At 34.0% G+C, this 12321-nt stretch carries 10 protein-coding genes and 1 tRNA gene; 7 read left to right on the top strand and 4 right to left on the bottom strand.

What is annotated here, in order from left to right; genetic code table 11:
• The first annotated feature begins 51 nt into the window (after positions 1-51).
• Positions 52-138 (top strand) — tRNA-Ser (locus J3495_RS11465).
• 111 nt (positions 139-249) lie between these two features.
• Here the strand turns inward: J3495_RS11465 and dinD are convergent.
• From dinD to J3495_RS11450, 3 genes are all read right to left on the bottom strand, one after another.
• Complete coding sequence (dinD, locus tag J3495_RS11460; protein WP_210666693.1) at positions 250-1098, bottom strand: DNA damage-inducible protein D; 849 nt, start codon at positions 1096-1098, stop codon at positions 250-252.
• A 102-nt stretch (positions 1099-1200) separates the two neighbouring features.
• The gene (locus tag J3495_RS11455) at positions 1201-1554 is read right to left on the bottom strand and encodes a hypothetical protein (RefSeq protein ID WP_210666692.1); all 354 of its coding nucleotides are present in this window, start codon (positions 1552-1554) and stop codon (positions 1201-1203) included.
• A gap of 41 nt (positions 1555-1595) precedes the next feature.
• Positions 1596-2621 carry a LacI family DNA-binding transcriptional regulator gene (locus J3495_RS11450; RefSeq protein ID WP_210666691.1) on the bottom strand — a complete coding sequence of 342 codons (1026 nt, stop codon included), beginning with the start codon at positions 2619-2621 and terminating at the stop codon, positions 1596-1598.
• 163 nt (positions 2622-2784) lie between these two features.
• Between J3495_RS11450 and J3495_RS11445 the strand changes: the two genes are divergently transcribed.
• From J3495_RS11445 to J3495_RS11435, 3 genes are all read left to right on the top strand, one after another.
• Positions 2785-5424, top strand: a complete 2640-nt coding sequence (locus J3495_RS11445; protein ID WP_236025451.1) for a TonB-dependent receptor — start codon at positions 2785-2787, stop codon at positions 5422-5424.
• Positions 5425-5562: 138 nt separating this feature from the next.
• Positions 5563-6783 (top strand): MFS transporter, encoded by a 1221-nt coding sequence (locus tag J3495_RS11440; RefSeq protein WP_210666690.1) that lies wholly within the window; start codon positions 5563-5565, stop codon positions 6781-6783.
• Entirely contained in the window at positions 6773-8638 is a 1866-nt protein-coding gene (locus tag J3495_RS11435; RefSeq protein ID WP_210666689.1) for an alpha,alpha-trehalase, read from the top strand. Before J3495_RS11440 ends, J3495_RS11435 begins: the two co-directional genes overlap by 11 nt.
• A gap of 93 nt (positions 8639-8731) precedes the next feature.
• On the opposite strand, the gene J3495_RS11430 is transcribed toward J3495_RS11435, so the two are convergent.
• Positions 8732-9706 carry a polyprenyl synthetase family protein gene (locus tag J3495_RS11430; protein WP_210666760.1) on the bottom strand — a complete coding sequence of 325 codons (975 nt, stop codon included), beginning with the start codon at positions 9704-9706 and terminating at the stop codon, positions 8732-8734.
• Positions 9707-9972: 266 nt separating this feature from the next.
• On the opposite strand from J3495_RS11430, the gene J3495_RS11425 reads away from it, so the two are divergent.
• The 3 genes from J3495_RS11425 (at position 9973) to J3495_RS11415 (ending at position 12238) form a co-directional block, all read left to right on the top strand.
• Positions 9973-10494 carry a YceI family protein gene (locus J3495_RS11425; RefSeq protein ID WP_210666688.1) on the top strand — a complete coding sequence of 174 codons (522 nt, stop codon included), beginning with the start codon at positions 9973-9975 and terminating at the stop codon, positions 10492-10494.
• Between the two features lie 105 nt (positions 10495-10599).
• Entirely contained in the window at positions 10600-11199 is a 600-nt protein-coding gene (locus J3495_RS11420; RefSeq protein WP_210666687.1) for a TetR/AcrR family transcriptional regulator, read from the top strand.
• Between the two features lie 10 nt (positions 11200-11209).
• The gene (locus J3495_RS11415; protein ID WP_449536205.1) at positions 11210-12238 is read left to right on the top strand and encodes a TolC family protein; all 1029 of its coding nucleotides are present in this window, start codon (positions 11210-11212) and stop codon (positions 12236-12238) included.
• Positions 12239-12321: the final 83 nt, after the last annotated feature.

The following is a 12321-nucleotide window of genomic DNA, read 5'->3' as shown; positions in this document are numbered from 1 at the left end:
CTAAATAGTTTTTCTAACTCGTTTTTTTTTATGTTATTTGCAAACCAATTTAGAGAGGTGTCCGAGTGGTTGAAGGAGCTAGCCTGGAAAGCTAGTATATGGGTAACTGTATCGTGGGTTCGAATCCCATCCTCTCTGCAAAAAATATTGATTAGCAATGTCTTGTAAAATCTACACCTATTTCTACACTCATAAATGTAGAAATAGGTATTTTTTTATAATGTAGTACAACAATCGTGCATTGAAAATCTATTCTTTTTCATTTAATTTATCTGGATTTTTAAGTGCCTTTTTTTCATCACTCGCTAATTTTCTTTCAATTTTATTAATGTCTTCTTCGGGTAATAAATTTTCAGGAATGATACCACGTGAAATCAATGTGCTACGTACAGATTTATTGTTAATGATATGTTCATTAGAAATTTGATTCTCGGTTTTCATTTTATGTTCTTTTGCATTGAAAATCGTTATTTCAGTAGCAAAATCTTTTGCTTTTAGTAAAATAGTAGGCATGTGATCAGCTAATGGTTTTGTACTGGCCAGTCCCCATTTTATTTTCATTTGTTGTGTTGTTTTATTAAATAATGCCGCATCTCCTTTACTCCTGATCAGGGCAAAATTTTGATTCCCTCCTGTTTGTTCAAAAATTACTTGAGAAAGTTCTTTTTCAGTTGCTTTAAGTTTATTTCTCGCTTGAACACGCTCATATTCAAGTATTTTTTGTTCGATTACCTCTGCTTTTCGTGTTTGAATTGCAAAATAGCGTTGTGCAAAAGCTATGGTTTCTTTTCGTGGATCTCCATTCTGGGCAATAAGATAACAGGCATACCTGGTAAGCATTATATCTGGTATTTCTTTTTGTGTACCTGAGCCGATTGAGACCATTTTCCCAACGTCGGCAAAATGGTCTTCAATATTTTCTCCAGAAATTTCGCAAGCCGTTTTCGCTTTAGAAATAACCCCTGTAAAATTGTCCCATTTTGAGTACCCTAAAAGATGTTGTAAATCTCTTGCTAACCAAAATTCAATTCCTTCTTGCGTTTGATTAGAATGGGTCTCAAAATTATTAGTTAAAGTGTGTATTATTTCATTCTTCATGATACTATATTTTAGATTACTTTCTTAACGTTTTTAAGAAATAACTCTAAATCAAAACAATCTTATTTTTTGACCATTCCTCTTAATTATGAACGAAGTATTTTACTTGTAGTGATTTCTAAACCAGACTTTTTGCCATTCTCTTTTTAAAATTAAAAAGGAAACTTGCTCAGCTAGCATGACCAAATCAGAGCCATCCAGTTTTTTAATTTCACTTTCAGAAACATCGATAATATAGAGCAGATTCAGATATTCTGCAAATTTATACTGAATCATTCGGTAGATTTTTTCATGTAATTGAATTTTCAATTCCTCAGGAGAAATACTCAATGGAAAATCGATTCCTTCATTTGCCAAATTAAAATCCTTATTAATTTGCTCAATTAAGTTAAGATATAAATTTTTACTTTCGGCATCAGCCAATAAAAAATCGGTATTTTCAGGAATTGGAAACATGGATGCCGTTTAAAGATTGAAGCAAAGTTAAAACTAAAAAATCACTTAACGGTCGATTCTCTTTCAATGATTCTTGTTGGAAGTTCTACAATTTGATGCTTGATAGGTCGATGTTCCTTCAGGTCTGTAATTTCGTCAATTAAAATAGAAACTGCTTTGTGACCCATTTCAAATCCTGGCTGATCGATTGTCGTTAATTTCGGAGATATTACCGTACTCATAAACCAGTTGCTAAACCCAAAAACAGCCACTTGTTCAGGCGTTTTTATTCCTGCTTCATTAAAATATTTGATAATTCCGATGGCAACCAAATCTGTAATGGCAAAAATGGCATCTACATCTGGATGCTCTGCCATTATTTTTTGGGCATTCTCATAACCGTCTTCAAAATCTGTATTATTATCACAAACATAAACCAATTTGGAGTCATACTCCATTCCGTGAGCCTCGAGAGCTCTTTTGTATCCTAAAAACCGGTCGATAGAATTTTGTGGAACGTATGAACCTCTAAAATGAGCAATCTTTTTAAAACCTTTATTGATAAGATACGACACAGCATCGTAAGCTGCTTTTGCATCATTGATGATCACCTTAGAGCAATCGACTCTTTTTGCAATTTTATCGAATAAAACAACGGGAATGTTTTTTCTAATCGTTTCATTAATATGAAAAAAATCGTCTGTTTCGTTAGAAAGGGACATTAAAACACCGTCAACGCGCTTTTGAATCAGGAGCGCCAATTGTTTTTTTTCTAATTCATATTTTTCGTTAGACTGAAGAATAATAACCAGATAACCTCTTTTTTCGGCTTCCTCTAAAATACCATTGAGAACACTGGAAAAAAAATGATGTACGGTAGCCGGAATGATGACTCCTATAGTTTTAGTTTCGTTAGTTCTGAGATTTACGGCCACAGAATTAGGCATGTAATTCATTTTATCCGCCATCTCAAGAACTCGTGCACGAGTCGCCTTACTGATGTCCGTGTACCCTTTTAAAGCTTTTGAAACTGTTGTAACTGAAATACCTAATGCCGAAGCAATATCTATTAACTTAGTATCATTCATGAAATAAATGTACTAAAAAAAAGTAGCATCCATAAAAAATAATATTCCGAAAACGTTTTCGGTGTTTTCGAAAACGTTTTCGGTTAAAATCAATTACATTGTTGTTAATTACTTGTTAAGTTTACTCTACAAAACCAAAAAATATCAAAAAAAAAGAAAAATTATGAAACAGCTTAATTCTTATTTGGGCATTATCCTTTTAATGTTATGCCTCTTTTCGCTGCCAGGCAGTATGTTTGCGCAGGGAAAAAATTCTGTTTCTGGAAAAGTAGTAGACGAAAACGGACAGACAGTTCCAGGAGCCAATGTGTCTTTACAAGGCACCGACAAAAATACGATTACAGATGAAAACGGTGGATATCTTTTTTCGGATATTGCGGCGGGAAACTACACAATCGTAGCAACAAATGTTGGTTATAAAAGCTTTTCAAAAGAAATTCTAGTAAAAGAAGGAGAATCTGTACAGGAAAATTTACTGCTGGAAGGAGAATCACAAAACCTAAAAGAAGTTGTCGTTACAGGATCATCAGCACCAAGATCTAAGCTGGAATCAAGTGTTGCTATCACTACTTTGGGCGCAAAAGCAATTGAAGACAGAGCCCCTTCGAGCACCGCTGCCTTGCTTCAGACTATCCCCGGATTTGTCGTAGAAGCTTCTGGTGGAGAAATTGGAAACAACCTTTTTGCAAGAGGAATTCCTTCTGCAGGAGCTTATGAGTACGTGCAAATTCAAGAAGATGGATTGCCTGTTTTTGAAGATGGTGCGCTACAATTTGCAAATGCCGATACCTTTTACAGATTAGACGAAACGGTGAATAAAATGGAAGCCGTAAGAGGGGGTTCTGCCTCTATTTTTGCCAACAATGCTCCTGGAGGAATTATCAATTTTATTTCGAAAACAGGTCAAAATGAATTCAAAGGAAGAGCAAAATTTACCACTTCTGATTACGGAATGTTCCGAACTGACCTTAACTTATCTGGCGCTTTAATTCAGGATAAATTATTTTTTAATATAGGTGGATTTTACAGAGCCGATAATGGTGTTAGAAATACTGGTTTTACAGCTAATAAAGGAGGCCAAATCAAAGGAAACCTGACGTATAAATTTAATGACGAAGATTATTTAAGAGTTAATTTTAAACATCTGAATGACAGAAATACGTTCTATCTACCAATTCCTTTAAAAAGTAATAACGGAAAAATTGAAGGTATAGCTGGCTTTGATCCCAACTATGGTACTTTGACTTCTGTAAATTTTAGTCGTTTGAATGTTCCTCAATATGGAGGAGGAACTTTTAGCGCTGATTTGGAAGATGGTTCTCACCCTGTAATCAACTCTATTGGAGCAGAATTTAAAAAGAAAATATCTGAAAAAGTAACTTTCAAAAATGCTTTCAAACAAACCACTATCGATTTAAATTACAATGCTATTTTTCCAAACGGTGGTCCATGGACACAAGAAGCTTATGCCACAGGTGTTCAAAATACAGCAGTTCCTAATTTAGATTACACGTATGTAGATAATGGCGCAACGCTCGATCCTAATACTTTGATTATGAGAGCTGATCTTTGGCACATTCAGAAAAAAATGGACAATTTTGCTAATAATTTCTCTTTTTCTTTTGATTTAGATCCTGTAAAATTGACGGCTGGCTACTATTATTCTAACTGGAAATCCAACCAATACTGGAACTGGAACTCTTATTTAGTGGGTGTTTCTGACAATCCTAGATTATTAAATGTAAAAAATAATACTACAGGTGTCGATCATACCTGGAATGGAATAGAAAGAATTACATGGCTTGAAAGAGATGCACAAACAAAAGGCCTTTTGAATGACATTTATGCTGATGCCGAAATCAAAGCGACAGAAAAATTAACCTTTAATGCGGGTTTACGCTACAATAAAGACAAATATTCCGGGTACAGAGATAACGCAAGATTTTTTGCTGAAAATTTAGGTCTTTTGGACAATAATACGGCTGATGACGCGGTAACTACTGTAAAAGGAAATCCTTATACCTACTGGAGATATGATGTGAGCGAGTGGTCTTATACTGCCGCAGGGAACTACAAATTCAATGATAATATGGCTTCTTACATTCGTTACAGCCACGGTTTTAGATCGCCTATCGAAGAATCATTTTATGATAATGCTGCCGATCTAAGCAAATTAGAAAACACAAAAGTCAATCAGCTGGAATTGGGTTATAAATATTCTAACTCGTTTCTTTCTGTAAATGCGAATGTGTTTCACATGAACTTAAAAAATGTTGCTTTTACCGATATTTTATCTGATGGATCCTCAGAAAATAAATTTGCAGACGTAAACAATATTGGCCTGGAAGTAGAAACCAACGCCAGATACGAAATGGTAAAATTAGGTTTTACTTTTACAGTTCAAAAACCAGAATACGACAACTTTTCAGGAACAAATGCAGATGGTTCTACCTTTGATTTTAATGGAAACACAGCCCGAAGAATTCCGAAATTCTTCTGTAACCTGAGACCAGAAGTTGACATCACAAAAGATTTATCTGCTTATGTTCAGTTTTCTTATTATGATAAAAAATTCACCAATCAAGACAACAGACAGGTTTTACCTGCTTACAAAGAAGTAGGAGCCGGTTTAAATTATACGTATAACAACCTTCGTTTTGCAGTAGATGCTTCGAATTTGTTTAACGAAATTGGTTTAACTGAGGGCGATCCTAGACAAACGACCTCAACAGCAAGTGATGTGTTTATGGCAAGACCTATTTTAGGACGCGCTTTTAGATTTTCGGTTGCTATAAATTTCTAATTATTGTTAGGTTGGTTAATAAACTCTCCAAGTGCTGTTTTAATGAAGCGGCACTTGGTATTTTTATTATTTTAAATTAGTCTTTAAATACCACTATAATAAAAGTTTAGGAAACAAAACTAAAAATTGTAAAAGCTGATGAAAAACATTGGAATCAAAATCTCCTTATACCTCAATTACTTTGTCTTTGCTATTTTACTAAATAGCGTGGGTATTGTTATTCTAAAATCACAAAAAAATTATGGCGTTGATGAAGTTCAGGCCAGTATACTAGAAGCTTTTAAGGACATGCCTATAGCAATAGTATCCTTTTTTATCGCTTCATTTTTACCTCGAATTGGTTTTAAAAAAGCAATGCTAATAGGTTTAGGATTAGTAACTCTTGCCTGTATTTCGATGTATTTTGGAAACTCATTTGATAATGCTAAAATACTTTTTGCAACGGTCGGTGTTTCGTTTGCTCTGATCAAAGTTTCAGTTTATTCCTTAATTGGCACTGTTACTGAAACCCAAAAGCAGCACAACGCATTAATGAGCAGTATTGAAGGTGTTTTTATGATCGGAATTGCACTAGCTTACTTTTTGTTTCCTGCTTTTAATGACGAGAGCGATCCCAATTCCTGGCTAAACGTCTATTGGTTTCTCGCTGCTTTATCCCTCTTATCCTTCGCCTTTTTATTCTTTACTAAATTTGAAGAGCCCAAAACAACCTCTGAACAAAATTTTAAGGATGACTTTTTACAAATGTTCAAACTCATTGCCAAAACACTTACTATAGTTTTTGTCATTAGTGTCTTTTTATTTGTAATGATAGAGCAAGGAATCCTTTCGTGGTTACCTACTTTTAATACCAAAGTGCTTCATTTACCAGAAAACATCAGCATCATGATGGCGAGTATTTTGGCGATCTCACTAGCTGTTGGACGCTTAATAGCCGGAATTGTAACGCAAAAAATCAACTGGATTTGGGTACTGACTTTCTGTATCATCGTAGCTATGCTGATCGTGATTTTTGTGCTTCCAAAAGTAGTCGGGCTTGAAGTAAAAAGCATTAATAGTCTGGCAGACATACCGCTCATTGGATTTGCATTTCCGTTAATAGGACTGTTTATTGCGCCAATTTACCCGTTGTTAAATTCTATTGTATTAAGTGCATTGCCCAAAAACCTGCAAAGCTCCATGACTGGATTAATTGTGATTTTCTCCGCTCTTGGCGGAACATTAGGATCTCGAATTACAGGTTGGCTATTTAAGAATCAAAGCCCCGAAAAAGCGTTTTATTTCACTTTAATTCCGATGTTTTTATTATTGATATCCTTTTTTATTCTAAAAAAAATAACTGCAAAAGATGAAATTTAAATTACATATACGTCAGACTTTAGAAAAATTATTAGCTCAGGAAGATACTGATGGTGATAAAAAAATAACTATTGATGACAAGGGTCCTAAAAGCTTTACGATTGAAGCCGAAAACGGAAATGCGGTAACTATAGAAGGAACCTATCACCTATCTAACTTATTGCAGGAATTAGCTTTAGCCAAAAAAAATAATACTGAATTTGCCGAAATAAACATCACCGAAATTACCGAAAATCCTGTAGAAAGAATTTCCCGAAAAATAAAAAATTTATATTGGAATGGACTCACCAGAACGATTGACGCAGTTGGCGTAAAAAAAATTCTGGAAGATGATAAGATTGAAAATGCCGTTTCTTATTTGTACGTGCCTTTTGGTGACGAAATTGTTTTTGATTATTTCAAAAAGTTGGAAGTTGAAAATTCAACGCTAAAAGTCATACAATTACCCAAAAATATAACGCCAGAATATGTATTATCGCTCAACGAAAAACCAGGTATTCTGGCCTTGGCGCTTCAAATAAAAAACAATCAAATTTCGGGTGTTCCGTTTGTAGTTCCAGGTGGAAGATTTAACGAAATGTACGGTTGGGACAGCTATTTTATCGCACAAGGTCTTTTGATTGATGACAAAATTGATCTTGCGCTGGGTATCGCCGAAAATTTCAAATATCAAATTGATCACTACGGAAAAATTCTCAATGCCAACAGAAGTTATTATTTGACCCGAACACAACCTCCGCTTTACACCTCTTTGATAAGAGCCATTATAGAAAAATCAAATCCTGAAATTTTCTGGGTAGAAAGACATCTAAAAACGGCTATAAAAGAGTACCAAACGGTCTGGATGGAGGAAGGAAAACGGCTAACATCAAATGGTTTGAATCGTTATAAAGCAGAGGGAATTGGAATTCCATTTGAAGTCGAAGAAGGTCATTTTGACGATATTTTAGAACAATTTGCTCCAAAATACAATCTTTCAACTCGGGAATTCGAAAAGAAATACCTCAAAAGAGAGATTGTCGACACAGCACTCGATAATTATTTTACGCATGACCGCAGCATGCGCGAAAGCGGTCATGACACCAGCAACAGATTGGTCGATATTTGCGCCAATCTTAACACTGTTGCTATCAACAGTTTGCTTTACAAATATGAGACAGATATTGCTTTTTTGATCGAAACACTTTTTAATAAAGAATTTCACTATGATGAGCATGTTTCCTATTCGAGCGATTATTGGCAAACAAAAGCCCTTTCCAGAAAAGAAAAAATTAATAACCTATGCTGGAACGAAGCCAAAGGCATTTATTTTGATTATAATTTTGTAACTGAAGAACAACATATATTTGAGGCTGCAACGACTTTTTATCCGCTTTGGGCAAAAATAAGTACTCCCGAACAAGCTGAAATTTTAGTAAAAAAGACATTGCCAAAATTTAAAATGAAAGGTGGGATTGCAGGAAGTACCAAAGAATCAATAGCTAGTTTAGATAAAAACTCTCCAACAAGACAATGGGATTATCCTTTTGGATGGGCACCTCATCAAATGCTTTTATGGGAAGGTTTATTGCACTATAATTTTATCGAAGAAACTCAGGAAATGGTTTATCGCTGGCTCTGGCTGATTACCAGAAATGCCGTTGACTATAATGGTACAATTCCAGAAAAATTTGATTTGGAGATAAATTCACACAAAATTTTTGCCGAATATGGCAATGTCGGAACCGAATTTAATTATATCACCGAAGAAGGTTTTGGTTGGATGAATGCTTCGTACCAATATGGTTTAACTCTTTTGAATGACCAGTTTAAACAAAAACTATCCGAGTTGATTGATCCAGATACACTTTTTTAAAACTTGTCGAGCTTATTGTTTACAAAAAAGCCACAGATTAAAATATTTCAAGGATTAAATCTGTGAAAATTATTAAATCTGTGGCTAAAAATTTTAAACCTTTCTTCCCATTAAGTTCTCACCAAATGCTCTTAAAATATTTTTCTTATCAGTATTAAGATCCATTTTGTCTAAAGTCTGAAATGCTTTATAAGTGTACATTTCTATCGCTTCCTGCGTTGCTTTTGAAGCGCCAGATTCGTTAAAAATGGCTTTCGCAGTAATTATTTTGACTGTATTATCTTCTAATGTTAGACTAAATAATTGCTGCAATTCTGAAGCTTTCTCAGGAGAAGAAAATTCTAATGCTTTAATGTACAAATACGTTTTTTTATTTTCGATAATATCACCTCCTACTTGTTTTCCAAAGGTTTCGGGATTTCCAAAAGCGTCCAAGAAATCGTCTTGCAACTGAAAAGCAAGTCCTAAATTAAGCCCGAAATCATAAATTAAATTGGCTTCTTTCTCAGAAGTTTTTGCGACAATTGCACCCATTTTCATGGCTGCTGCCACCAAAACAGCTGTTTTATATTCGATCATTTTAAGATAGTCGGCAACTGTTACGTCATTTCTTTCTTCAAAATCAACATCCAATTGTTGACCCTCACAAACTTCGAGTGCCGTTTTGCTGAACAATTTAGCCAAATCTCTAAAAATTATCGGCTCGTATTGTTCAAAATATTGATATGCCAAAATAAGCATAGCGTCGCCGGATAAGATTCCAGTATTAATGTTCCATTTTTCATGAACGGTTTCTTTACCTCTTCTTAGAGGCGCATCATCCATGATATCATCGTGAACTAAAGAAAAATTATGAAAAACTTCTACTGCCATTGCAGCCGGAAGCGCTACTTGATAATCGGTGTCAAAAACTTCAGAGGCCATCAGGGTCAGTACAGGACGCATCCTTTTTCCACCAAGATGTAAAATATAATCTATTGGTTCATAAAGATTTTTAGGCTCTTTATTAATGCTTTGATTTTTTAGATAAGTAATAAAAAAATCCTGATACTGGCTAATAGTGTGCATAAAATGAAAATCTGATTTACAAGCCTCAAAGATACAACTCAAATATGAAATATTAGTTTCTATTTTGACAGTCAATCTATGATTTTAATTTAGTTGTAAAATATTCAATTACAACTTATTAAAAATAAACACAAAAAAACACGGAAACTTTTTTGGTTTTTAAAGTTTCCTTCTTATATTTGCGCCATCAAATGGAAACCTACAACACTATAAAAGTTTCCGAAAGAGTTTTAAACGATTTACAAAATCAACAAAACCAAATAATTATGAAAACAACATGGACCATAGATTCTAGTCAATCAGATGTTTTAATTAAAATGAGACATTCTATTATTGCTTATTTAGGAGGAACTTCAAACAAGTTTGATGGCTTTGTAAACATCAAAGACAACGAAATTGAAGATGCATCCGTTGAGTTTTCATTAGATATAAACAATAAAAGCGATAGTTTTCAGCAAATTGATACCTACTTGCAATTACAGGATTTATTTGATGTAAATGAGCATCCTATTATCAGTTTTAAGTCGACTTCTTTTCAGAAAGTAAATAATAATATCAATTTTTTTAAAGGAGATTTAACGATAAAAGATGTAACACGAGTAGTAGAACTTGATGCTGAATTTATTGGGATTAACACGTATAACGGAAATAAAAAAGTAGCTTTTGAAATTACCGGTGATATCAAGCGTCAGGATTTTGGTTTGGATTATCATTCGTACAATCAAAATGGCGGATTGGCTCTGGGAAAAGACATCAAACTAATCGCCAATTTGGAGTTTAGTATATAAATCTCATAAATTAAAAAAATAATGTAAAATTATTACAAAAATAACGGAAACTCTTTTAGAATTTAAAGTTTCCTCTTTATATTTGTAATGCAATTTGACAGTAAAATGAAAGAAAAAATCATATCTAAAGCAAGTGAATTGTTTTTAAAACTAGGTTTTAAAAGTGTCACTATGGATGACATTGCGGGAGAAATGTGTATTTCTAAAAAAACGATTTACAAATATTTTTGTAATAAAGAAGTTTTGATCGAAGAAAGTACTTCGATGGTTCACAAACAGGTACACCAAATTATTGATACCATTGTTGCTAAAAATTACAACGCAATTTATGAGAATTTTGAAATTAGAGAAATGTTTCGTGACATGTTTAAAAACAATACCGACACCTCTGCAATTTATCAGTTAAAAAAACATTATCCTGAAATTTATCAAAATGTAATGTCGCACGAAATTGAGCAGTGTAGTCATTATTTTAGAGAAAATATCGAAAAAGGAATTCGGGAAAATCTCTATCGCAAGGACTTGAATATCGATATCTACGTCAAGTTTTATTACACCTTAATTTTTCACATTAACGAAACAACTATGTCTGAAAAAGAAGCACAGAAAATAGAATTAGAAGCGCTGGAATATCACACCAGAGCAATGGCAACATCTGAAGGAATACTGGAACTAGAAAAACAACTTAAAAAAATTACTACTTAATCATCAATCTATGAAAAGAATAATTCTTATATTTTTGAGTTCATTTGCCTTAACGGCAAACGCTCAGGTAAAAACTTTAACCCTCAAAGACGCTGTGAGTTATGCGTTGCAAAACAAAGCAGATGCTAAAAAAGCAAAATTAGAGGTTGAAAACAGCGAATATAAAATTCAGGAAGTGCGTTCCAGAGCGCTGCCTCAAATTTCTGCAAATGGTAACCTGACTTACAATCCTGTATTACAAACTAGTGTTATTGATGGAGCTGCATTTGGTGCTCCGGGAACAACTATTCAGGCGACTTTTGGCCAAAAATGGACATCAGGTGCTGGGATTTCGTTAACGCAAGCTATTTTTGACCAATCGGTTTTTACCGGTTTGAGAGCTGCAAAATCTACTCGTGAATTTTATCAAATAAACGATCAACTGACAGAAGAACAAGTTATCGAAAGAGTAGCCAACAACTACTATCAGGTTTATGTTCAACGTCAGAAATTGATATTATTAGACAGTACTTTTGCCAACACAACCAAAGTTCGTAATATCGTAAAAGGACAATTTGATAATGGTTTGGCTAAAAAAATAGATTTAGACCGTATTGTGGTAAAAATGTCAAACATTAGCACACAACGCCAGCAAATTTTAAATGCTGTACAATTACAGGAAAATGCTTTGAAATTTTACATGGGAATGCCAATAGAAACTCAGATTGAGATTCCTCAAACTGAATTTGAAGTAACCCCTGCTGCCTTGACAGAAGCTCCCAATCTGGGCAATAGAACAGAATATTTGCTTCTGAAAAAACAAGAAGAACTTTTGGTTTTACAGAAAAAGTCTATCGAAGCAGAATATTACCCAACTTTATCATTATCAGCCGGGTACAACTATCTAGGCCAAGGTCCAGAAATGCCTTTATTTGCAAAACCTGCAGACGGCGTTTATTGGTCTGATTATTCTGCAATTGGCCTAAATTTAAGAGTTCCTATTTTTACAGGATTTGGGGATCAACACGAAAACCTGTGGAGTTATAAAAATTATGCATAAATAGTAGTGAGTCTAAAAAGGAAGTATTCCACATTCCTCACACCTCTGAATTTTGATCTGAATGCTTTTATTTTAGCATTGAA

Origin of the sequence: Flavobacterium geliluteum (genome assembly GCF_017948595.1) — a bacterium.
GTDB lineage: Bacteria > Bacteroidota > Bacteroidia > Flavobacteriales > Flavobacteriaceae > Flavobacterium > Flavobacterium flavipigmentatum.
The sequence above is the reverse complement of the archived record's forward strand: the minus strand, read 5'-3'. Positions and strand labels throughout refer to the sequence as shown.

Bases quoted from the DNA above. Each gene is read 5' to 3' on its own strand.
- J3495_RS11450 (WP_210666691.1), bottom strand. From the start codon at position 2,621: ATGAATGATACTAAGTTAATAGATATTGCTTCGGCATTAGGTATTTCA.
- dinD (WP_210666693.1), bottom strand. From the start codon at position 1,098: ATGAAGAATGAAATAATACACACTTTAACTAATAATTTTGAGACCCAT.
- J3495_RS11415 (WP_449536205.1), top strand. From the start codon at position 11,210: ATGAAAAGAATAATTCTTATATTTTTGAGTTCATTTGCCTTAACGGCA.
- J3495_RS11455 (WP_210666692.1), bottom strand. From the start codon at position 1,554: ATGTTTCCAATTCCTGAAAATACCGATTTTTTATTGGCTGATGCCGAA.
- J3495_RS11445 (WP_236025451.1), top strand. From the start codon at position 2,785: ATGAAACAGCTTAATTCTTATTTGGGCATTATCCTTTTAATGTTATGC.
- J3495_RS11435 (WP_210666689.1), top strand. From the start codon at position 6,773: ATGAAATTTAAATTACATATACGTCAGACTTTAGAAAAATTATTAGCT.
- J3495_RS11430 (WP_210666760.1), bottom strand. From the start codon at position 9,706: ATGCACACTATTAGCCAGTATCAGGATTTTTTTATTACTTATCTAAAA.
- J3495_RS11440 (WP_210666690.1), top strand. From the start codon at position 5,563: ATGAAAAACATTGGAATCAAAATCTCCTTATACCTCAATTACTTTGTC.
- J3495_RS11420 (WP_210666687.1), top strand. From the start codon at position 10,600: ATGAAAGAAAAAATCATATCTAAAGCAAGTGAATTGTTTTTAAAACTA.
- J3495_RS11425 (WP_210666688.1), top strand. From the start codon at position 9,973: ATGAAAACAACATGGACCATAGATTCTAGTCAATCAGATGTTTTAATT.